The organism is Neorhizobium galegae, from assembly GCF_017877135.1.
Classification (GTDB): domain Bacteria; phylum Pseudomonadota; class Alphaproteobacteria; order Rhizobiales; family Rhizobiaceae; genus Neorhizobium; species Neorhizobium galegae_A.
Genome location: NZ_JAGIPH010000004.1, coordinates 80,183 through 101,489, shown reverse-complemented (window position 1 = coordinate 101,489; position 21,307 = coordinate 80,183). Strand labels below are relative to the sequence as shown.

Here is a 21,307-nt window from a genome sequence, read left to right as displayed (position 1 = left end):
CGGCTCACGCCGGCCAGACGCGCGCTCCCTCGACCTTGTTGAAGAAGCAGCACCAGTCGCCGGTGTTGACGTTCGGCAGGGCTCTCAGACCAAAGATCATGCCATCGGCAGGCGCCACGAGTTCGGCAAGTTCATCCCCGAAGATGTTGACGATCCGGGCAATCGACTGCCCCTTGGTCATGGGCTTGAGGAAATCCACGCCGGGCGTCGGAATGAAGATGCCGGAGGCAGGCGCCAGCAGCGCCTCCTGCTGGCCCTTCGTCGCATCCGTCGGATAGGTCGCGGTCCCCGGATACATCTTGTAGTGCCTGAGGATGTTGAGGATCGAGTTCGCCAGTTCGCGGGCGACATGGGCAAAGCGTTCCGGCGAGGTGGCGGAGCGTCCGCCAAGCTCGACGGTGATGCCCGTCTTGCCGATCTCCTTCATCTGCGCCATGGGCGAGCCCTTGGGCAGGAAGTTGGACATGATGCAGCCCCAGCCCTCGCCCATGGCCATGGCCAGTTCGACCGAGGCCGGGCTTTCGTCCACGAAGATCGCCTTGGCGAGGAAGGAATGCGCGCCGCCGGAATGGATGGAGATCTCGAAATCGGCGACCTTGCTCATCCATTGCGAATGCGCCCAGGCCACCCGTTCGGAGAGATAACCGTTGGCACGACCGGGATAGATACGGTTCATGTCGAAGGAGAAGGTGTCGAGCGGATTGCCGCGATTGGCGTTCTCGAACGCCATCACGTTCATGACCGGCACCATCACGAGCGTGCCGGACAGTTGCTGCGGATCGACTTCCTTCAGCGCAATGGCGCAGGCAAGCGGTCCTTCCGGCTCGTCGCCATGGATCGCGCCATCCACCCAGAATACCGGGCCGGGCTTGACGCCGTTGACGATGACCAGCGGGATTTCAACCTTCGAGCCGCCGGCAAGCTCGGTGACGGGAATGAACCCGCGCACCACTTCGCCGGGCCTTGCGGTTGCAGTACCAACGGTAACGGTCTTGGCTTCCGACATGCTCAGATACCCTTGTACTGATTATACTTTTCAAGCTCTTCGGGCGTGTAGACCTGCATGAACTCGATCTCGATGCCGCCGGCATCATTGTCGAGGAAGGCGACATAGCCTTCCGGGTGCGGGTGCGAGCCATAGACGCCGCAGGCCTTGCAGATGCGCAGTTCCGCGCCCTGTTCCTTGGCGTGGTCGAGCGCCTGGTCGATGTTCTCCACCTCGTAGCAGATGTGATGCAGGCCCTCGGCGCCGCGCTCCTTGATCCACGCATCGAAGCGACCGCCCTCCTCCAGCGACTGGCAGAGCTGGTATTCGATTCCGCCGAGATTGAAGAGCGCGACGCGGTTCTTCGACTTCGGGTAGTCGATCAGCGCCGTCTCGGCGGGCACGTCGAGGAACTTGGCATAGTTTTCCAGCGCGGCCTTGGCGTCACGCACGGCAAAGGCCATGTGCTTGATGGACTTGACGTTGGGATTGTCTGACTTGACGGACATGAGAACCTCTCTTCAGGCGGCTGGCGCGGAGCGCTCGGACCGGATGGCATGGACGACGGTCTGGATGCGGGTCATTGCCTCGCGGATGCGTTCCACGGGCTGGGTCAGCGACATGCGGACGAAATCATCCGTGTAGTCGCCGTAAATGCGGCCGGGATAGATCATTACCCGGCCTTCGGCGAGCAGGCGCTCGCAGAAGAGACTGGCCGGGATGCCCACCACCGAGACATTGGCATAGACATAGAAGGCACCCTGCGGCTCGGCATAGGGAATGCCGATGCGATCAAGGCCCTCGCAGAGCGCCTTGCGGCGCTCGTCATAGATCAGGCGCATCTCCTCGACGCAGTCCTGCGGGCCAGTGAGGGCTGCGAGTGCCGCGTGCTGGCTGACGGATGCCGTCGAAATGGCAAAGGCATGGTTGATCTCGGCCATCGCCGTGATCAGCGCCTTCGGCCCGGCGAAATAGCCGACGCGCCAGCCGGTCATGGCATAGGCCTTGGAAAAGCCCGAGAGCGTAATTGTCCGCTCGCGCATGCCCGGTAGCGCCGCCACCGGCTGGATGCGCTGGTTGCCATAGACGAGGCGGGCATAGATTTCGTCGGAAATGACGATCAGGTCATGCTTGATGGCGAGTTTGGCGATCCGTTCCACCTCGTCCGGCGGCGTCACCGTGCCGGTCGGGTTGTTCGGATTGATCAGCACCAGAACCTTGCTGCGCGGCGTGATATGCGCCTCGATCATCGCCGCCGTCAGTGTGAAATTGGTGTCCATGCTCATGCGCACCGGCACCACCTCCGCCGAAGAGAGTTCGGCGGCCTGGCTATAGGGATTGTAGCCCGGGCACGGCACGATGATCTCGTCGCCGGGGTTCAAAAGGGCAAGCGCGATGACGAACATCGCGTGCTGACCACCGGGGGTGACGACGATCTCGTCCGGCGCGTAATCGGCGCCGCCATGCGCCCTGATGTTTTCGGCAATCGCCTGGCGCAGCGCCGGCAAGCCGAGTGGATGGCCGTAATGGGTCTCGCCCCGCCCGAGCGCATCCTGCCCCGCCTTGACGATATGGGCGGGTGTGTCGAGATCGGGATCGCCTCGGCCAAGGCGGATCACATCCGTCAGCTTTTCCGCAATATCGGCCATGCGGGTAATGACATGCTCTTCCCGAAGCTTCACGCGGTCGGCAAGGCGTCCGGACAGTGGCTGGTTCTCGGACATGGCTGCCCTCCCTTACAGTTCGTAAAGCTCGGAATATTTGCGCGTGAGGTGGGCGATGTAGGGTTCCGGATCGAGCGGCCGGCCGGTTGCCTTGACGAGCAGCGTGTCGCGCGAATAGCGGCGGCCGTGCTGGTGCACATGCTCCACCATGAAGGCGCGCAGCGGATCGTAATTGCCGCTGGAGAGCCCTTCGGCGATGACGGGATCGCGGCTTGCCGTCTCGAACAGCTGGCCGGCCATCACATTGCCGATCGTATAGTTGCAGAAGGTGCCGATCTGCCCGGACGACCAGTGCACGTCCTGCAGCACGCCCAGCGTATCATTGGGCACATCAAGACCCAGGTACTCCTTGATCTTGGCGTTCCAGGCCTCCGGCAGGTCCTTTACCTTCAGCGAACCGTCGATCAGCGCCGCCTCGATGTCGGTGCGCAGCATCACGTGGAAATCATAGGTCAGTTCATCCGCCTCGACCCGGATAAAGCCCGGCTTGCAGCGGTTGATGGCCCGGTAGAATTCCTCGGCCGTGACATCGCCAAGCTGCTCGGGATAGAATTCCTGCGCTGTTGCAAAATGGATGTTCCAGAAAGCGCGGGCGCGGCCGACATGGTTCTCCCAGAGGCGCGACTGGCTTTCATGCGCGCCGAAGGAGACGCCGCCCACCGCATAGAGGCCCACGAGATCCGTGGCGAACGGAGTGCGCGTATAGGCCTCGTCGACGCCCTGCTCGTAAAGCCCGTGGCCTGCCTCATGCAGCGCGCCGAACAGGCTTGCCGGCATGTAGGTCGGATTGAATCGCGTGGTGATGCGCACGTCGTTGCGGGTGAAGGACACCTCGAACGGGTGGACAGTGGTGTCGAGGCGACCACGGTTCAGATCATAGCCCACCGTCTCCGCCATCTTCAGGGCAAACTGGTGCTGCCGGTCGATGGGGTAGTGGCGCCTCAGGAAATCGAAGCGCGGCTCCGGCTTCTCGCCGATGGCGCGGACCAGCGGCAGAAGCGCCTCGCGCAGGCGGCCAAACAGCGTCTTCAGCGTCGCCACCGTCTCGCCCGGCTCAAAGCGAAACATCAGTGCATCATAGGGATGCTCCGAATAGCCGATCACCTCGGCCATCTCGCGGTTCAGCGCCACCGTCTGCTCGAGGATCGGCGCGAAGGAGGCAAAATCGTTCTCCGCCCGCGCCTTCGCCCAGACAACCTGGCCGATGGAGCCGAGTTCGGTGCGCCGCTGCAGAAGGCTTGCGGGAATGGCGAGATGGTAGTCGATCGCCGCGCGGGCCTGGGCGATCATCACCTGCTCGACGGCATCCTCCGGCTTGGCCGCCATCTCCCGTGCGGCCGCGTCGAGTTTGCGTCGGGTATCGTCTGACACCAGCAGGTCGCGGGCGAGGACCGCGAGCGTCGAGACCTGCTTGCCGCGTGTCACGGCGCCGCCGGGCGGCATCATGGTCCGGGCGTCCCACTTCAGGATCGATTCCGCGTTCAGCAGGTCGTTGACCTGGCCCATCGCGTCCATAAAATCCGCATAACTCATTGTTTCTACGAGACGATCGCCTCGCACCCCTCTGTTATTTGCATTTCTTTATCGTGGCCAACTGGACGCTTGACGTCTAAATTTCAATATGCATTCTGTGTGCTTGTATACAGTCGACAATCGATGCGCAGATACTGATCCGGAAAATCACCAGCTGTCAAGCGAGCGCTCCGGAACTTTTTCGAACGGCGGAAAACAGCCGAAGGGGAACGGAAATTGAGTGACCTGAAGAGCAACGAGGACAGCCTCGTGGAGATGGCCGTGTGCGGCTATGTCAGCCAGCCGGCGCTGCGGCCCGGAGGCTATCTCCACCATCCCGACGGCCGCGGCGTCATGCTGCCCGGCATGTACGGGGTGACCTACAATGCCCGCGTCGGCGACCGTGCCTTCGGCTGGGCGGGCGACCATGTCGAGCCCGGCGTCTCCATTGCCCACCCAGACGAGAAATCCGATTTCGCCCTGCACTATCTCACCTGCATCGGCAACGAAGCCATGGTGACCTCGGGCCTTGCCAAGGGGGCACGCGGCGTGGTGACCGGCGAACATGCGCGGCTGCTGGTCGATTTCCCGGACGAGGTGAACGAGAAGCTCAACATCGGCGACCAGATCCAGATCATGGCCAAGGGGCGTGGCATTGCGCTTGCCGATTTTCCCTATGTCGAATTCAAGAAGACCAGTCCGCGCCTGCTGCAGGCGCTGCGCCTGACGCGCGGCAAGGACGGCACCCTGCATGTGCCGGTTGCCATGGAACTGCCGATCGACATCATGGGATCGGGCGCCGAACTGAATTCCGAATATGTCGACCAGGACCTGATGAGCGGCGACCGCCAGCTGATGGCCGATCTCGGCATCGACCGGATGCGGCTCGGCGATCTCATCGCCATCCACCATGCCGATCACCATTTCGGCCGATCCTACCGCGAAGGCGCGGTGTCGATCGCGCTCTGCATCCACGGCGATTCCGTCATGACCGGCCACGGTCCCGGCATTCTGACCCTGATGACCGCAGCCATCGGCGGCATCACCTTCCACATCGATCCCACCGCCAACATTGCCGACTATTTCTCGATCGGAGCCCGCGCATGAGCATTGAGTTGAACGAGGCCGATCTGGTTTCCGTCTCGGTTGGCGGCGCCATCGCGCATCCGGGCTTTCCCGGGCTTCCGGCCGAACCTTATAGGCTTGCAGCCGACGGCACGCCCTTCCTGCTACCGACCTTCGGCGGCATCGTCTACAACGTCTCCGTCGGGGATCGCGCCTTCGGCTGGGCGGCCGACTGCATCCATCCCGGTATTTCGATCAAGGGCACGGATGACCTCAAGAACCGCGGGCTGAACGTGTTTGCCTGCCTCGGCAACACCGCCATGGTGATGACCGGGCAGGCGCAGGGCGCCAAGGGTGTGGTCACCGGCAAGTCCGGGCGCTTCTCCGAACAGGTGATCGTGCATTTCCCGGTCGAGGTTCGCCGCAAGATGGCGGTCGGTGACCAGATCGTGGTGCGCGCGCTCGGCACCGGCATGGAGATCCGTGGTCATGCGGCGGTTGCCTGCAAGGGCCTCTCTCCGGCGCTTTTGAAGGCGCTGCCGAAGACGGTGGAAGACGGCGTGTTGAAGATCGGCGTCGTCGCGACCGTTCCGGCCCATCTCGTTGGTGCTGGCGCCGGTCTCACCAGTGAAGGCGGCAGCCTGCACATCCAGACGACGGATCGCGCCGAGGTGGAAAAGGCCGGGCTTTCTTCGCTGCGGCTCGGCGACGTGGTGGCGATCGAGAACACCGACAGCCGCTACAATCACGGCTATCTGCGCGGCGCACTCGGCATCGGCGTCGTTGGCCAGACCGACGGTCCGCGCGCCGGCTACGGCCCGGGGCTCACCGTCATCATGACGGCGCCGAAGGGCGAACTCGGGTCGTTTGCAGCGCCCGGCACCAATATTGCAACCCTTCTTGCGCTGGAGCCCTGACGATGCCGATTTCCATGACCAGCGTCGACAGACAAAGCCTGTCCGGCTTCATGACCGAGGGTTTCGAGGTTCTGGGGCTCAGCGCTGAGGATGCCCGGATCTTTGCCGATGCGCTGATCTTTTCCGAACTGCGCTTCCATCCGGGCCACGGACAGGGCGTGCGGCGCCTGCGCCGCTATCAGGAACGCATCAGCCAGAAGCTGGTCGATCCGCGTGCGCTCTTCGAAGTCGTCAAGGAAAGTCCGGCGCTTGCTTTGGTGGATGCGCATAACGGCATCGGCACCGTGGCGGCGGCGCGCGCCATGAAACTTGCCATCGAGAAATCGAAGACCTGCGGCATCGGCCAGGTGATCGTGCGCAATTCCACGCATTACGGTTCGTCCGCCGTGCATGCCTGTCAGGCAGAAGAAGCCGGCTGCATCGGCATCGCCTATACGAACGCGGGACCAGAAATGGCCCCCTGGGGTGCCCGCGAGGGCGCCGTCGGCACCAATCCCTGGGGGATTGCCGCGCCGACCGGCCTCGGCTTTCCTGTCGTGATGGACTTTGCCCTGACGACCGCCGGCAAGGGCATGATGCTGTGGCGCTCACGCGAGGGCCGGAAAATGCCGCTCGACTGGGCACTGACCCCGGACGGCGAGGTGACCGACGATCCCGATGCCGCCATGAAGGGCGCGCTGCTCGCCATCGGCGAATACAAGGGCTACGGCCTTGCCTTCATGACCGACGTTTTGACCGGCGTGATCGGTGGCGGCGGCTTCGGGCTCACTCCCTATGCCGATCCGGCACGCCTTGACGTCTCCCATGCGCTGACCGCCATCGACATCGAATGGTTCATGCCGCTCGACACTTTTCGGGCGCGCATGGACGAGTTCGCCGGCATGGTGAAGAGCCGCAAGACACGGCCGGGCTTTTCCGAAATCCTGCTGCCCGGCGAACAGGAGGCGCGCCGCGTCGCTCGCAAATCCGCGGACGGCGTGCCGCTGGATGACGAGGTGCTGGCCGACCTTCTGGCGCTCGGCCGCGAACTCGGCGTCTCTTCCCGCATCGACGTCATCGGCCCCTACCACGAGCACGTGCTGTGAGCGCGCCCGCACAGGCCGCGCCCGCCAAGGCGCCCCAACACAACGCGCGCAATCGCGCATTCCCACCCTTCCGGAGGTTTTGACCATGCCCGAACCCGCAGCCTGGCACTATACCAAGATCATCAAGCCGATGTTCGACATCCCTGCCCCGCACCGGGTGCTTCTGGGGCGCATCATCACCGCCGTCGATGACGAGATCATCGAGGACGGTTTCGTCGAGGTGCAGGGCGGCCGCATCACGGCGGTCGGGCAGCGCGCGGATCTCACCGCAATGCCGGAGGGTGCCGAGGTGATCGACACCGGGGGCAAGACAATCATGCCCGGCATGATCAATTCCCATGCGCATCTCTCCTGGGACGGCATCCACGAACTCTCCTTCCAGTCCATGTATGACAGCCCGGAAATCCGCGCCTACAAGGCGGCCGGCAACATGCTGCGCAGCCTGCAATCGGGCATCACGCTGGTGCGCGATCTCGGCGTCCACAACGCCAATCTCTTCACCAAGCAGGCGGTCGCACAGGGCATCTTTCCCGGCCCGCGCCTCAAGGTGAGCGGTGAGGCCATCATCCAGACCGGCGGCCACACCTACTGGGTCTGCCGGGAGGCGAGCGGTGCCGACGAGATGCGCCGCGCCGTGCGCGACCAGCTGAAGGGCGGCGCCGATCTCATCAAGATCATGGCCTGCCACGACACGCTGGAATTCACCGATGCCGAGCTGGAGGCGCTGATCGACGAAGCGCACCGGCACCGCCTGCCGGTCACGGCGCACGCGACCTATGACGCCTGCATCCGCCGCGTTGCAGAATTCGGCGTGGACTGCGTCGAGCATGGCGGCTCGATGAGCGACGAGACGATCCAGATCCTCCTCGACAAGAAGATACCCATCGTCACCACCTTTTCGGCGCTGGTCATGCAGTCGAAGCCGGAGATCGCCCGAAAATTCGGCATCCCGGAATGGAAGATCCTCGAGCGGCAGAAGGCGGTGGCCGACAAGTCGCGCTTCGGCGGGCTGGTGCGCGCGGCAAAGGCCGGCGTTCCGATCGTCTTCGGCACCGATGCCGGAAGCCCCGCCGTGGAACACAGCTCGATTGCGCCGGAACTTGATTTCATGGTCGAGGTCGGCGTCTGCCCCGACCGTCTGGATGCCCTGAGGGCCATCACCATCCGCGGCGCAAAACTGTCGAAGATGGACCACCTGATCGGCACCGTGGAGACGGGCAAGGACGCGGACCTGATCGTCGTTGACGGCAAGCCGGACGAGGACCTGTTTGCGCTGGAAAAGATCGCCATGACCTTCATTGCCGGAAAACGGATGCATTGATCCCATGAGTTTCGTCACAGACTGCCTCACCGACCGCATCACCGAGGAAGATGGTGCCTTTCGCAGCAAGATGCTCGCCATCGCCGCCGGCCTGCCGGATGTGATTGCCATGGGTCGCGGCGACCCGGATTTTCACACCCCCGCCCATATTGCCGAGGCCGCGATCCGCGCAATCCACGACAACCAGCACCATTACACCGGCCCGACCGGCATTCCGGCGCTGCGCGAGGCAATCGCTGCCGATCTCAACCGGCAATACGGGCTTGCCTACGGCGCCGACGACATCGTCGTCACCGCCGGCGTGCAGGAATCGATCACGCTGATCATGCTGACGCTGATCGGCGCGGGCGACGAGGTTCTGATCACCTCGCCGCGCTTCACCACCTATGACACGGCCGTGCGGCTGGCGGGGGGCGTGCCGGTTCCGGTTCCGACCTACGAGAAAAACGATTTCGCGCTCGACGTTGCCGAGATCGAAAAGCGCATCACGCCGCGCACGAAAATGTTCGTGCTGGTCTCCCCCAACAACCCGACAGGGGCGGTGACGCCGCCCGCCGTGATCCGGGAGATCGCCGATCTCGCTGTCAGGCACAATCTCCTCATCGTTTCCGACGAGATCTATGCCCGCATCATCTACGAGGGCCACGCGCATCTGGCGATCGCAAGCCTGCCCGGCATGAAGGACCGGACGATCACCCTCAACGGCTTCTCCAAGACCTATGCGATGACCGGCTGGCGAGTCGGCTATCTGGCGGCCCCCTCCGATTATGTTGCAAGGATCGTGGAAGTGCGCCACACGCTCTCGATCAATACCTGCACCATCTCGCAGCATGCGGCCCTTGCCGCGTTGACCGGTCCGCAGGAGCCGATCGAGGCGATGATTGCCGAATATGCCGCGCGACGCGCCTATCTTCTGCCGGCGCTCGACGAGATGGGTTTGACCTACGGAGATCCGGGCGGCGCCTTCTACGTCTATACCAACGTTTCCTCCACCGGCATGCCGACGCCGGAATTCTGCGAGAAGCTGCTGCGCGAAACGGGCGTGATGCTCTTTCCCGGCACCATGTTCGGCGATGCGAACCCGGATTACATCCGCATCTCCTTCCTCCAGCCGCTGCCGCGCATCAAGGAAGCCGTCTCCCGCATGAAAACCTTCATCGCCAGCCATGGAAAGGCCGCGGCATGACCGGAAAACCCGATCCGAGCCAAAAATTCGTCGGCATCCAGATCAGCCCGATCAGCTTTCTCGACGAGGGCGTCGAGGCCGTTCTCGATACGCTGCAGAACCGGGTGGGCGTCAACGTGCTGATGCTCGGCACCGTCTCGTGGCTCGGTCTGAAGACCGGTCGCTCGATTTCCTGGCAGCTCGACGGCTGGCCGGACCATGGCGTGCCGGAGCCCTTCGCGATGACGGGCGGCGCCTATTTCGACCCCGACCCTGCCTATTATGGCGGCACCTTCATGAAGGATTATCGCACCCGCGACCCGCAATTCGACGGCAAGGACATCCTGAAGATGGTCCTGCCGGCGGCCCATGCACGCGGCATGAAGGTCTATATCGAACTGATGGAGCCCTTCTTCAAATATACCGGCCACGGCTCCGTTAACACCGTCGATATTCCCAACCTCGCCCAGGCGATGGAAATCGACATCTTCGGTCGCATCGGCTCCGATCCCTCGACCAGCCATCCCGGCTATCGCAACTGGATTCTCTCGATGATCGAGGATCAGGTGCGAAACCATCCGATCGACGGCGTGATGTGGTGCAACGAGCGCAACTCGCCGCTCGACACGCTGATCCAGGGCGGTGCACCCGGCGATTTTTCCAGCCATGCCCGACGCGAGGCGATGGAACGCGGCATCGACGTGGAGGCCTGCCGCAAGGCCCTCCTCAACCTCTATGACTTCATGCAGGAGGCGAAGGCCGGCAAGAGTTTTGCGGACGGCGCCTTCATCACCTTCCTGCGCACCCTACTTGCCAATCCCGAGGCGCTGATCTGGGAGCGCTTCTGGCTGGAGCGCAACAAGGATCTGGATCGCGAGCTTTATGGCCTCGTCAAATGGTGCAAGCCATCGCTGCCCTTCGGGCTCAATGTCTGGAACCGCAACCATTTCAACATCTTCCGCAAGGCGCAGTGGCCCTGGGAAGAGCAGACGCTCTATGCGGACTGGGTGAAACCCATCACCTACCAGCATCAGGCCGGCGAGGTGTTCGCCAAGGAACTCGGCTTCTTCCAGAAGACCATCCTGCGCGATTTCTCGCCAGACGAGGCAACCGCCGTGCTCTACCGGCTGCTCGGCCTCAAGGAGGCGCCCTATGCGAGCGTCATCCAGACGGGCATGGATCCCGATACCTATGTGGAGGGCCAGTGCGCCGATGCGGTGCGCGGGGTGAACGGCAAGGCGAAGGTGTTCATGGGGATCGGCGTGGATGCCCCCCGCACCCGCGCCGATCAGGCACAATGCACGCCCGACATCGCCTATCGCAGCGTGATGGCGACCTACCGGGCCGGCGGAGATGGCATCGTTCTTGCTCCCAATTATGCCAGCATGAAGCTGACCAACCTGGATGGCGTGGCCAAGGCATTGACGGAACTGGGTCTGAAATGACGGCTGCATACGAGACCCTGATCCGCAATGCCCAAATCGTGTCTTCCGATGGCATCGCAGCCGCCGACGTCGCGCTCGCGCATGGCAAGATCGCAGCCATGGTGGCACCCGGCACCCCCGTTGCAGCAGACCACGTGATCGATGCCACCGGACTGCATCTCCTGCCGGGTGTGATCGACATTCACTGCCATGTGCGGGCGCCGGCCTTTCCCGAGCGCGGCAGCGTGGAAAGCGAAACCCGGGCAGCAGCAGCCGGTGGCATCACCACGCTGTTCGAGATGCCGATCTCGAAACCCTGCTGCAACAGCGCCGAGCGCGTGATGATCCGGCGCGATCATTTCGCAGACCGGGCGCTGGTGGATTTTGCGCTCTATGCCGCGCCGGGAGATCTCTCGGCGAAGGCGCTGGAGGCAAGCGCGAGCGCCGGCGCCATCGCCTTCAAGATCTTCACGACCGCCGCCCCGCCCGGACGCGATGACGAGTTCGCCGGCCTGTCCTTTCCAGACGAGGGAAGCCAGCTTGCAACGCTTGAGGCGCTGGCACGCACCGGCCTGCCGGTGGTGGTGCATGCCGAAAGCGAACAATTGCTGGCCCATTATGCCGCGGAGGCGGCCGGTCTCGACCCCTCGCTTGCCACAACCCATTGTGCGCTTCGGCCCGAGATCTGTGAGGCCGTCGCCGTTGCCAAGCTGCTTTTGATGAACATGCAGGCCGGGGCCCGCCTGCATATCGCGCACGTCACCAGCGCACTCACCGTCGACGTGCTGCGCCGCTTCAAGGGAACCTCCGACTTTTCGGCGGAGACCTGCCCGCATTATCTCGTGCGAACCGTGGAAGATGTGCAGGCGGCGGGCGTGTTTGCAAAAATCAATCCGCCGGTGCGCAGCAAGGTCGATCAGGATGCGCTGTGGGAAGCGCTTGCCGATGGCACCATCGATCACGTGACGACGGACCATGCCGCCTTCGCCTTTGCGGAAAAGCAGGCCCATCTCGGCAATTTCCCGAAGGCGCCTCCCGGCTCGCCCGGGCTCGAAACCATGCTGCCGGCCATGCTGGATGCGGTCTGCAGGAAAAGGTTGGATCTGCCGCGCATGGTGGAACTGCTGTCCGGCAATGCCGCCCGCCGCTTCAACCTGCCGGACAAGGGTGCAATCCGCGTCGGTGGCGATGCCGATCTGGTGCTCGTGGATCTGAAGGGCCGCACGCGCATTACCCCGCAGACGCTCTTCACCCACGCACGCGACATTTCACACCTCTACCAGAACGCCGAATTCGAAGGCGCCATCCGCCGCACCCTGGTGCGCGGACGCACCGTGTTCGAGGACGGAAAGATCAGCACAGACCCCGGCTGGGGCCGTTACACGGTTCCGACGGGCGCAATAGCGGCGAGGGCCGTGGCATGACAGGCAGACAGGAGACGCGACGATGAGCGAGACCGCAGCACCCCCTCTCGCATCCGCGCCACCGCTTCTGGAGGTGACCGGCCTGCAGACCAGCTTTCTGGCCGGCGAAGGGCAGATCATCCGTGCAGTCGACGGCGTGAGCTTCAGCGTCAACGGCGGCGAAACGCTGGCGATCGTCGGCGAAAGCGGTTCGGGCAAGTCGGTCACAAGCCTCTCCATCATGCGGCTCCTGCCGAAGAAGACGGGCTTCGTGTCCGCCGGCGACATCCGGCTGCGCGGCAAGAGCCTGCTTGACCTTTCGGAGCGGCAGATGCGGGACGTCCGCGGCAACGACATTGGCATGATCTTTCAGGAGCCGATGACGAGCCTCAATCCTGTCCACACCATCGGCCGGCAGATCGCCGAAGTTGTCATACAGCACCAGAAGCTCAGCAAGGCACAGGCCCGCGCCCGTGCCATCGAGATGCTGGAACTCGTCGGCATTCCCGAACCGCAGCGTCGTGCCGACAGCTATCCGCATGAAATGTCGGGCGGCATGCGGCAGCGGGCGATGATTGCCATGGCGCTCTCCTGCGAGCCCTCCGTGCTGATTGCCGACGAACCGACGACGGCGCTCGACGTGACCATCCAGGCGCAGATCCTCGACATCATGCGCAACCTGCAGCAAAAGCTCGGCATGGCGATCGTGTTCATCACCCACGATCTGGGCGTGGTCGCCGAAATGGCGGACCGGGTGGTGGTGATGTATGCCGGCCAGGTGGTCGAGACCGGCAGCGTGCGCGACATCTTCGCCGGCCCCCTGATGCCCTATACGGCGGGCCTGATGCAGTCGATCCCGAGGCTCGGCTCGACGGACCGTCGCGAAAAGCTGCAGACCATTCCCGGTTACGTGCCGCCGCTGACGCGGCTGCCAAGCGGCTGTCGCTTCCGTACCCGATGCAGCTTCGCCACGGACCTTTGCGCCGCCGCCGAACCGGAACTGGACATGCCGGAACCCGGCCGCGCCGTGCGCTGCGTCCGCTGGCGGGAACTCCAACTCATGACAAGGAAGGTTTCGTGATGCAGGCTGCAAACGTGCCGGATCGATCCGAAGCCCTGTTGATCGTCCAAAACCTGAGAAAGGTCTTCCCTCTGCGGGGCGGCATCCTCAACCGCGTCGTCCGTTCGGTGCACGCCGTCAATGATGTCAGCTTTCGTGTGGACCGTGGCGAGGTCGTCGGGCTGGTCGGGGAATCCGGCTCCGGCAAGAGCACGGTCGGCCGCACCATCCTTCGGCTTCTCGAACCGACCTCCGGGACGGTGGACTTCGACGGCACCAATCTCAACCTCCTGTCGCGCCCGGAGATGCGACGCTTTCGGAAGAGGATGCAGATCGTCTTCCAGGACCCTTATGCCAGCCTCAATCCGCGCGAGAAGGTCCGCACCATCCTGTCGCATGCCCTTTCGGTGCACGGGATCGGCGCCCCCAGCGAGCGGCAGGACCGCGTCGTGGCGCTTCTCGAACAGGTGGGCCTCTCGGCGGACTATCAGGACCGTTTCCCGCACGAATTCTCGGGCGGCCAGAGGCAGCGCATCGGCATTGCGCGCGCGCTTGCCGTCGAGCCCGATTTCATCGTCGCGGACGAGCCGGTTTCGGCGCTCGACGTTTCGATCCAGGCCCAGGTGATCAACCTTCTCGATGACCTCAAGGAACAGTTCAACCTGACCATGCTGTTCATCGCGCATGATCTGGCGGTCGTGGAGCACATCTGCGACCGGGTGATCGTGATGTATCTCGGGCGGATCATGGAGGTAGCGCCCACCAGGGCGCTCTACAGCCGTCCGAACAATCCCTATACCCAGGCGCTGCTGTCGGCCGTTCCGAAGCCGGATCCGGATGCGCCGAAGAACCGCATCATCCTGAAGGGCGATATTCCGAGCCCGCTGAACCCGCCGAGCGGCTGCGTCTTCCGCACCCGCTGCCCGATGGCGATTGCCGATTGCGCCAAGGTGATCCCCGCCCTCAACGAGATTGCCCCCGGCCATTTCAGCGCCTGCATCCGCACCGCCCCCTGACGCCCTGCAACACAGTTTCCGGATGGACACGACATCATGAGCCTGCCCGATATCGCCTTTGACCGCTACTATACCTATGACGAGATGACGGAGCGCCTGAAGGCGCTCGCCGCCGCCTATCCCGAGCTTGCAACCCTCTCCTCCATCGGAAAGAGCCTGCAGGGCCGCGATGTCTGGCTGATGGAGATCGGCAATCCGAAGACGGGACCGGCGCTCGAAAAGCCGGGCTATTACATCGACGCCCAGATCCACGCGGAAGAACACGCAACCAGCGCCACAGCACTCTACGCCATCTGGCATCTGCTGACGCAGTATGGTCGGGACGAGGAGGTGACAAGGCTGGTCGACAGCCAGGCCTTCTACATTCTGCCGCGCATCAATCCGGATGGGGCGGAACTGTCGCTGCAGCCACCCTATTACAACTGGTGCGGCAACGGACGCTTCCTGCCCGGCTTCGACCGGATCGAGGGCCTGATCCCCGACGATATCGACGGCGACGGCTTTCTGGTCTGGATGCGCGTTCCCGACAGCCGGGGCGAATGGAAGAAGAGCGAAAGCAATCCCGACATCATGGTGCAGCGGCGCCCCGGCGAGGAAGGCGGCCAGTATTACCGTCTCTACCCGGAGGGCACGATCCGCAATTTCGACGGCGTGAACGTGCCGATCGAAAAACCCTTCGATGGCAACATGAACCGCAACTTCCCCACCAACTGGTCACCGCAGGAATATGGCGCCGGTACGCATCCGCTCTCCGAACCGGAAGCGGCGGCCATGGCGAAGCTGATCCTCGACCATCCCAATATTTGCGGCATGTGCGCCTATCACACCCATGGCGGCATCATCATGCGCCCCTCGATGACCAAGCCGGACAGCGCCATGAGTGCCGCCGATATCAACCTCTACAAGGAGATCGGCAAGGTGGGCACCGAACTCACCGGCTATCCGACCGTCTCGATCTACGAGGATTTTACCCCCGACAAGACCAAGGTTAGGCGCGGCGGGCTGATGGACTGGACCTATGAGGAGATGGGGATCATCAGCTTCGGCACCGAACTCTGGGATCTCGAACGGACGGCCGGGGTGCCGAAGGAAGGCTATTACAATCTCTATCCCCGCAACGAGGCCGTCCAGCAGAAGGTCTATGACTATGTGAAGACCCACATGGCGGACAAAGGCTGGCGCGACTGGAAGCCCTTCGACCATCCGCAGCTCGGGCCCATCGAAATCGGCGGCATGGTCAATATCTGGACCTACCGCAATCCGCCGGGTTTCCTGCTGGAAGAGATCTGCCGCACCAACGTGCTGTTCAACCTGAAGCATGCAGCCGCAGCCCCCCGCGTGAAGATCGATCACGTCGCGGTGGAGCCGCTGGGCGCCGGCCTCTACAAGATCCGCGCCGAGATCAGCAATCACGGCTATCTGCCGACCAACCTCTCCAGCGTCGCCATTGCCAACAACGTGGCAAAACCTGTCATCGCCACCGTTGAAATCGAGGGCGGCGAACTGGTGATGAACCCGCTTCGCACCGATCTCGGCCACCTCGCCGGCCGCAACGAACGACTTTATCCGTGGTCGCCCTGGGGCCAGCAGTGGTCTGCCACGGCAAAGCCCGTGGAATGGCTGGTGCGCATCGAAGGCAAGGGCCGCGTCACCGTGATCGCCCAATCGGAAAAAGGCGGCACGCACCGCGTCGAAACGAGCATCGGATAGGCTTGAGGGCGGTGGGTCGATACCCACCGCCCTGCCCGTTTCCGAAGGCGAAAGACAAGAGACAAAAGACGGGCGGGCGGATCACCCGCCCTTGCCAAGCTCCACCACCATGTCCCAGGCACGGATGCGCTGGTCGGTGATGCCGGAGGCATCCTGCAGCGCCAGATGGACGAAGGCCGGCGTCAGCTCGATCGGGTCCTTCCAGATCTTGCGCAGTTCTGCGCTGTAGGTGATCTCGCTCATCGCCGTATGCATGGGATGGCCGGGCGTGATCGAATTGACCGAGACATTGTAGGGGGCAAACTCCACGGCCAGCGCCCGCGACAGACCTTCCAGCCCGAATTTCGAGGCGCAGTAGGCGCTTTCGTCCGTATCGCCCTTGATGCCGGCATTGCTCGACACGTTGATGATGGCGCCGCTGCGCCGTGCCTTCATGCCCGGCGCCACCGCCCGGCAGCAGAGAAAGGCCCCGCGCAGGTTGATGTTCATCAACAGGTCCCAATCGGCGAGCGACACCTCTTCCACCGGCTTGAAGAAGATGATGCCGGCATTGTTGACGAGCACGTCGATCCGACCCGCCTCCGCCTCGATCGCCGCCATCACCTGCTCGATATCGGCAGGATCGGCCAGATCGAGACGACCGGGACGCAGATCCCCCGGCTCGGCCCTCAGCGTCGCCACTTCGTCCTCCAGCACATCGAGCGCGTAGACGATCGCGCCCTCCGCCGCATAGGCCCTGGCGATTGCGCGGCCGAGGCCGCGGGCAGCACCGGTGACGACCGTCACCTTTCCCTGAAGAACCCCGCTCACGTGGCAATCCTCCCACCATCGATGACGAGACCGATCCCCGTGACGAAGGAGGACTGGGCAGAGGCGAGAAACAGCACGGCCTCGCCGATCTCGTTGCCCGTGCCCATGCGGCCCATCGGCGTGATGCTACGCCACGTCTGCTCGACGGCATCCGGGTCGCTGGCAAGCGCCTTGTTGCGACGGTTCATGTCGGTATCGATGACGCCCGGATTGATCGCGTTGCAGCGGATGTTGCGCCCGGCATATTCGATGGCGATCACGCGCGTCATCGACATGATGCCGCCCTTCGATGCCGCATAGGAAAGGTTGCCGCCCACATTGGCAAAGGCGCTGACGGAGGAATTGTTGACGATGGTGCCGCCGCCATTGCGCAAAAGCGCCGGCAGCGCATGCTTGCAGCCGAAGAAGGTCCCCTTGAGGTTGATCGAGGTGACCCGGTCGAAGAGGTCTTCCGACACCTCCGTGGAGGGCGTGACCGGCTGCTCCACACCGGCATTGTTGAAGATGGTGTCCAGCTTGCCGAACCGGGTTTCGGCTGTGGCAATCAGATCGACGACATCCTTTTCCTTCGAAACATCGCAGTGAACATAGGCAAGCCGCCCGCCCGCGGCGGCCACTTCGCCGGCAAGGGCCTGACCCGCCGCGTCATTGACATCGCCCACCACCACCGCGGCACCTTCGCGGGCAAACAGCAGCGCCGTATCGCGCCCCATGCCGCCGGCGCCACCCGTAATGACGGCCACCATTCCTTCCAGTCTCACCGGTCTACTCCTTGTGTTTTGTGATGCAGTCACCATAATTTTTGTATACTTGTATTACAATATATTTTTCGTAAGCTTGCTCTCACGAGAGAGACGGGGGAGGAGCATGGGATGCATGAGGGAGTGACCCTGACCAGCCCGGCGGATGTCAACCGCGTGGCAGGATACGAACATGTGGCGCTGGCCGGAGGTTTTGCCTTCGTGGCGGGACAGGTGGCACGGGATGTCGATGGCAACTGGGTGGGCGGCGAGGATGCGGGTGCTCAGGCGGCGCAGATCTATCGCAACATCGACCGCATCCTCGCCCATATCGGCGCCCGCCGCGAAGAGGTTGTCCGGATCAGCACCCTGCTGGTCAACCGGGAGGATGCGCCGGCGGTGACGCGCGAGCGGCTGGCCTTCTTCGGGGCCCATCGCCCGCCGCACACCGGCATGATCGTGGCCGGCCTCGGCTCCGCCCATGTCAAGGTCGAGGTGGAGATTACAGTCTACGTAGGGCCGGCGGCGACAGCGTGACGGCACGGGCAGGACTGGTGCCGCCCGCGCACGTCGATCAGGAAAATTGCCCGTTGCGGCGCTTGGTCCGCTCGATCAGCAGCATGTGATCCTCGAGCGCCTTGGCAATATCGCCGAAGCGCGAGGACGGCTTGGCGACCTCCGCCAGAATGAACTGGCGAAATTCCTCGTGCTGCTTCGGGATCGCCTCGAGATCATTGTCGCGGTAGCGGTCGAGATTGAAGACGATCATCACGTGCCGGGCAATCGTATCCCAGAGGGTGCCGACAATCGTGTTGCGGGCGGCAAGGCGGATGCTTCGGTGAAACTCCAGATCCGCCAGCAGCGAAGCCCTGACATTGCCGGCCCTTGCGGAGGTGCGCATCTCGTCGATCGCCTTCTGCAGCACACCGACGTCTTCCACGCCGCTGCGCCAGTTCTCGATCGCGTCGCGCAGGAGGATGGATTCCAGCGCAAGCCGGGCTTCCATCACCTGCTGGGTCACTTGCGGATCGAAGGCCGCAATGCGATAGCCCTTGTGCCCGCCGCCGCTGAGGATGCCCTGCGCATGCAGCACCTTGAGGGCCTCGCGGATCGGAACGCGGCTGACGCCGAGCTTTTCCGCAAGCGTCGTTTCGACCACCCGCTCACCCGGCTGGATGACGCGCGTGGAAATGGCTTCGGCAATGGAATCGGCCACGCCCTCGGACAGAGAGATCCGCTTGGGCTGCCTCAGGGTTTCCACGGCTCCGATGTCCGGTCCGTCCTGATTCATGGTGTTTCCCCCAATGATGCCTGTGTTTGCTTTTGCCGCAGCGCTTAGCATCCTGTATGATTGTATTCAAATGGCGAACGAGCGCAATGAACAGAAACAGTGCTGAATGCACATTCCTTCATCCCAGATTCGACACCAACGAGACCTTCCGGATCAGGTGCCGGAGATGCTCGACAAAAAACCTGGCAAGTGCGTGCCCAGACGCAGTTGGCATCGTAGGCATTAAAGACCAACGATTTGACCGGGATGTCGCGACACTGACGTCGACCATCACCCTCCACTGGATGGCGTGAGGCTTCCGGCAAAGCGTTCCGCCAGCCTTTGTTCCTTGAAGGCCGAAACGACCCAATCGACAAACACGCGTGTCTTTGCAGGGATCAGCGTGCGTGACCCATAATAAATGGAGATCGCGCCGGCGTCGGAATACCACCGCGGCACCAGACGAAGCAGTTTGCCGGCTTCCAGTGCAGGATGCGCGTCAGCCGTCGCCAGCATGGCCACGCCGAGGCCGAGAAGAGCCGCTTCCTGCATTGCATTTGGATCGTTCACGACAATGGTCTCGGAGAGCGGTGCAGCCATTTCCCGACCGGTCACGTCCCGCATCGTCCAGTGCCGGGTTCGGCCCGATTGCAAGGAGCGCATGACGATGCCGTCCAGCGCTTTCAGGCCGGAGGGATCGAGCGGGAATGTCCGTTTGGCCATATAGGATGGCGAGGCGACGGGGATGATATGGGCGGGCGCCAAGGCGCGCGAGACAAGGCCCGATGACAGATCGAAGCCGCCGACGATCGCGGCGTCATAGCCTTCTGCGATGAGATCCACCTGACGGTTCTCGAAATGCCATTCGGGCCGGATGCGCGGATACCGCTCCATGAAACCGGGCAACAGCGGCAGGATATGGGCAACGCCGAATGTGGGTGCAAGGCTGACCTTCAACGTGCCCCCCGGCTCTCCCCGATCTGTCGCGAGAGCGGCGATAGCCGCCTGAATGCCCTCCAGATTGTCGGCAATCGACAGCTGAAACTTTTCTCCGGCCTCTGTCAGCGTGAGTTGCCGGGTCGAGCGGTGAAAGAGTCTGACCCCCAGATTTCGCTCCAGCATCGCGACATTGCGGCTGACGGCTGCAGGCGTCAGCGACAGACGACGCGCGGCACCCGAAAAGCTGCCGTGCTCGGCGCTACGAACAAAGGATTCGAGATTGGCAAGCGTTTCCATTCCAGCCCCTTCAAGCAATCATTGAAAATCATACAAGCCATACCCCGCTAATCAAGAAGGAATAAGTGCGCCATTGTGAGATCCAACGACCTCATGGAGTGAAAAGACATGGCCGCGATATCCAACCCCCTTTCCGGAAAAGTTGCACTTGTTACCGGCGGATCCCGTTCGATCGGCGCGGCGATTGCCAAGCGCCTGGCCGCCGATGGCGCTTTGGTGGCGCTGACCTACAGCGCGTCTGCGGAGCGTGCGAACAAGGTGGTGCTTGAGATCGAGGCGGCCGGCGGCAAGGCGATCGCCATCGAAGCCGATGCAGGTGTCCCAGCGGCCGTCCGGGCGGCGGTCACCCGCACGGTCGAAGCCTTCGGCGGGCTTGACGTTCTCGTCAACAATGCCGGCATTGCCGTCAACGCGCCGATCGAGGACTACAGGTTCGAAGACTACGAGCGGATGATTGCCGTCAACGTGACAGGCGTCTTCGTCGCCACCCAGGAAGCGGTTCGCCATATGAAGCCGGGTGGGCGCATCATCTACATCGGCTCGTCGATGACGCGCTACGCAGCCTTCCCGACCGCCTCCGTCTACACGCTCACCAAAGGCGCGATCACGGGCTTCAACCGCAGTCTCGTGCGCGATCTTGGACCAAAGGGCATCACGGTCAACACCGTGCATCCCGGCCCGACCGACACCGACATGAACCCTGCGGACGGCGCGGTCGCGGCCATTGTCGGCCCAGGAATGGCCATTGGCCGTTATGGGCAACCCGTGGAGATCGCAAGCCTCGTCGCCTATCTCGCCAGCCCCGAGGCGGCCTTCATTACCGGTGCCGACATCGTCGCCGATGGTGGCCTGACAGCCTGACCT

At 63.2% G+C, this 21,307-nt stretch carries 20 protein-coding genes; 12 read left to right on the top strand and 8 right to left on the bottom strand.

What is annotated here, in order from left to right; all coding sequences use genetic code 11:
* Positions 1–4: 4 nt before the first annotated feature.
* From J2858_RS13435 to J2858_RS13420, 4 genes are read right to left on the bottom strand one after another with little or no spacing between them, the layout of a single operon-like run.
* The gene (locus J2858_RS13435; RefSeq protein ID WP_210105320.1) at positions 5–1,006 is read right to left on the bottom strand and encodes a succinylglutamate desuccinylase/aspartoacylase family protein; all 1,002 of its coding nucleotides are present in this window, start codon (positions 1,004–1,006) and stop codon (positions 5–7) included.
* Between the two features lie 2 nt (positions 1,007–1,008).
* Complete coding sequence (locus tag J2858_RS13430; protein WP_149746092.1) at positions 1,009–1,494, bottom strand: VOC family protein; 486 nt, start codon at positions 1,492–1,494, stop codon at positions 1,009–1,011.
* A gap of 12 nt (positions 1,495–1,506) precedes the next feature.
* A complete protein-coding gene (locus J2858_RS13425; protein ID WP_210105319.1) occupies positions 1,507–2,709 on the bottom strand; it encodes a pyridoxal phosphate-dependent aminotransferase in 1,203 nt (400 codons plus the stop codon).
* 12 nt (positions 2,710–2,721) lie between these two features.
* The gene (locus tag J2858_RS13420; RefSeq protein ID WP_245366022.1) at positions 2,722–4,215 is read right to left on the bottom strand and encodes a carboxypeptidase M32; all 1,494 of its coding nucleotides are present in this window, start codon (positions 4,213–4,215) and stop codon (positions 2,722–2,724) included.
* 243 nt (positions 4,216–4,458) lie between these two features.
* Here J2858_RS13420 and J2858_RS13415 point away from each other — a divergent pair, with 243 nt between their 5' ends.
* The 10 genes from J2858_RS13415 to J2858_RS13370 all read left to right on the top strand — a co-directional run bounded on the left by J2858_RS13415 (position 4,459) and on the right by J2858_RS13370 (position 16,387).
* Entirely contained in the window at positions 4,459–5,328 is an 870-nt protein-coding gene (locus J2858_RS13415) for a DUF4438 domain-containing protein (RefSeq protein WP_245366020.1), read from the top strand.
* Complete coding sequence (locus tag J2858_RS13410; RefSeq protein WP_210105317.1) at positions 5,325–6,203, top strand: DUF4438 domain-containing protein; 879 nt, start codon at positions 5,325–5,327, stop codon at positions 6,201–6,203. The genes J2858_RS13415 and J2858_RS13410 overlap by 4 nt, the downstream gene beginning before the upstream one ends.
* 2 nt (positions 6,204–6,205) lie before the next feature.
* A complete protein-coding gene (locus tag J2858_RS13405; protein WP_210105316.1) occupies positions 6,206–7,288 on the top strand; it encodes an Ldh family oxidoreductase in 1,083 nt (360 codons plus the stop codon).
* An 85-nt stretch (positions 7,289–7,373) separates the two neighbouring features.
* Positions 7,374–8,609: an amidohydrolase family protein gene (locus J2858_RS13400; RefSeq protein ID WP_210105315.1), complete on the top strand. Its 1,236-nt coding sequence runs from the start codon at positions 7,374–7,376 to the stop codon at positions 8,607–8,609.
* A 4-nt stretch (positions 8,610–8,613) separates the two neighbouring features.
* The gene (locus tag J2858_RS13395; protein ID WP_210105314.1) at positions 8,614–9,795 is read left to right on the top strand and encodes a pyridoxal phosphate-dependent aminotransferase; all 1,182 of its coding nucleotides are present in this window, start codon (positions 8,614–8,616) and stop codon (positions 9,793–9,795) included.
* The gene (locus tag J2858_RS13390; protein WP_210105313.1) at positions 9,792–11,219 is read left to right on the top strand and encodes a hypothetical protein; all 1,428 of its coding nucleotides are present in this window, start codon (positions 9,792–9,794) and stop codon (positions 11,217–11,219) included. The genes J2858_RS13395 and J2858_RS13390 overlap by 4 nt, the downstream gene beginning before the upstream one ends.
* A complete protein-coding gene (locus J2858_RS13385; RefSeq protein ID WP_210105312.1) occupies positions 11,216–12,622 on the top strand; it encodes a dihydroorotase in 1,407 nt (468 codons plus the stop codon). The genes J2858_RS13390 and J2858_RS13385 overlap by 4 nt, the downstream gene beginning before the upstream one ends.
* A 22-nt stretch (positions 12,623–12,644) precedes the next feature.
* The gene (locus J2858_RS13380) at positions 12,645–13,682 is read left to right on the top strand and encodes an ABC transporter ATP-binding protein (RefSeq protein ID WP_210105311.1); all 1,038 of its coding nucleotides are present in this window, start codon (positions 12,645–12,647) and stop codon (positions 13,680–13,682) included.
* A complete protein-coding gene (locus J2858_RS13375) occupies positions 13,682–14,677 on the top strand; it encodes an ABC transporter ATP-binding protein (protein WP_210105310.1) in 996 nt (331 codons plus the stop codon). Before J2858_RS13380 ends, J2858_RS13375 begins: the two co-directional genes overlap by 1 nt.
* 36 nt (positions 14,678–14,713) lie before the next feature.
* Positions 14,714–16,387, top strand: a complete 1,674-nt coding sequence (locus J2858_RS13370; protein ID WP_210105309.1) for a M14 family metallopeptidase — start codon at positions 14,714–14,716, stop codon at positions 16,385–16,387.
* A gap of 81 nt (positions 16,388–16,468) precedes the next feature.
* Here the strand turns inward: J2858_RS13370 and J2858_RS13365 are convergent, their stop codons facing one another.
* Together J2858_RS13365 and J2858_RS13360 are read right to left on the bottom strand one after the other, a co-directional pair.
* Positions 16,469–17,197, bottom strand: coding sequence for an SDR family NAD(P)-dependent oxidoreductase (locus tag J2858_RS13365; RefSeq protein WP_210105308.1), 729 nt, complete (start codon positions 17,195–17,197; stop codon positions 16,469–16,471).
* Entirely contained in the window at positions 17,194–17,958 is a 765-nt protein-coding gene (locus tag J2858_RS13360) for an SDR family NAD(P)-dependent oxidoreductase (RefSeq protein WP_210105307.1), read from the bottom strand. Before J2858_RS13360 ends, J2858_RS13365 begins: the two co-directional genes overlap by 4 nt.
* Positions 17,959–18,069: 111 nt before the next feature.
* Here J2858_RS13360 and J2858_RS13355 point away from each other — a divergent pair, with 111 nt between their 5' ends.
* A complete protein-coding gene (locus tag J2858_RS13355; protein ID WP_210105306.1) occupies positions 18,070–18,474 on the top strand; it encodes a RidA family protein in 405 nt (134 codons plus the stop codon).
* 37 nt (positions 18,475–18,511) lie between these two features.
* On the opposite strand, the gene J2858_RS13350 is transcribed toward J2858_RS13355, so the two are convergent.
* Complete coding sequence (locus J2858_RS13350; RefSeq protein ID WP_210105305.1) at positions 18,512–19,228, bottom strand: GntR family transcriptional regulator; 717 nt, start codon at positions 19,226–19,228, stop codon at positions 18,512–18,514.
* Between the two features lie 270 nt (positions 19,229–19,498).
* On the bottom strand, positions 19,499–20,443 hold the full coding sequence (locus J2858_RS13345) for a LysR family transcriptional regulator (protein ID WP_210105304.1): 945 nt from the start codon (positions 20,441–20,443) through the stop codon (positions 19,499–19,501).
* A gap of 108 nt (positions 20,444–20,551) precedes the next feature.
* On the opposite strand from J2858_RS13345, the gene J2858_RS13340 reads away from it, so the two are divergent.
* Complete coding sequence (locus tag J2858_RS13340; protein WP_210105303.1) at positions 20,552–21,304, top strand: 3-oxoacyl-ACP reductase family protein; 753 nt, start codon at positions 20,552–20,554, stop codon at positions 21,302–21,304.
* The last annotated feature ends 3 nt before the right edge of the window (positions 21,305–21,307 follow it).

Coding starts and splice junctions, on each gene's coding strand:
- J2858_RS13340 (WP_210105303.1), top strand. CDS start 20,552: ATGGCCGCGATATCCAACCCCCTTTCCGGAAAAGTTGCACTTGTTACC.
- J2858_RS13385 (WP_210105312.1), top strand. CDS start 11,216: ATGACGGCTGCATACGAGACCCTGATCCGCAATGCCCAAATCGTGTCT.
- J2858_RS13390 (WP_210105313.1), top strand. CDS start 9,792: ATGACCGGAAAACCCGATCCGAGCCAAAAATTCGTCGGCATCCAGATC.
- J2858_RS13425 (WP_210105319.1), bottom strand. CDS start 2,709: ATGTCCGAGAACCAGCCACTGTCCGGACGCCTTGCCGACCGCGTGAAG.
- J2858_RS13395 (WP_210105314.1), top strand. CDS start 8,614: ATGAGTTTCGTCACAGACTGCCTCACCGACCGCATCACCGAGGAAGAT.
- J2858_RS13370 (WP_210105309.1), top strand. CDS start 14,714: ATGAGCCTGCCCGATATCGCCTTTGACCGCTACTATACCTATGACGAG.
- J2858_RS13345 (WP_210105304.1), bottom strand. CDS start 20,443: ATGGAAACGCTTGCCAATCTCGAATCCTTTGTTCGTAGCGCCGAGCAC.
- J2858_RS13430 (WP_149746092.1), bottom strand. CDS start 1,494: ATGTCCGTCAAGTCAGACAATCCCAACGTCAAGTCCATCAAGCACATG.
- J2858_RS13400 (WP_210105315.1), top strand. CDS start 7,374: ATGCCCGAACCCGCAGCCTGGCACTATACCAAGATCATCAAGCCGATG.
- J2858_RS13405 (WP_210105316.1), top strand. CDS start 6,206: ATGCCGATTTCCATGACCAGCGTCGACAGACAAAGCCTGTCCGGCTTC.
- J2858_RS13375 (WP_210105310.1), top strand. CDS start 13,682: ATGCAGGCTGCAAACGTGCCGGATCGATCCGAAGCCCTGTTGATCGTC.
- J2858_RS13350 (WP_210105305.1), bottom strand. CDS start 19,228: ATGAATCAGGACGGACCGGACATCGGAGCCGTGGAAACCCTGAGGCAG.
- J2858_RS13355 (WP_210105306.1), top strand. CDS start 18,070: ATGCATGAGGGAGTGACCCTGACCAGCCCGGCGGATGTCAACCGCGTG.
- J2858_RS13410 (WP_210105317.1), top strand. CDS start 5,325: ATGAGCATTGAGTTGAACGAGGCCGATCTGGTTTCCGTCTCGGTTGGC.
- J2858_RS13435 (WP_210105320.1), bottom strand. CDS start 1,006: ATGTCGGAAGCCAAGACCGTTACCGTTGGTACTGCAACCGCAAGGCCC.
- J2858_RS13420 (WP_245366022.1), bottom strand. CDS start 4,215: ATGGGCCAGGTCAACGACCTGCTGAACGCGGAATCGATCCTGAAGTGG.
- J2858_RS13380 (WP_210105311.1), top strand. CDS start 12,645: ATGAGCGAGACCGCAGCACCCCCTCTCGCATCCGCGCCACCGCTTCTG.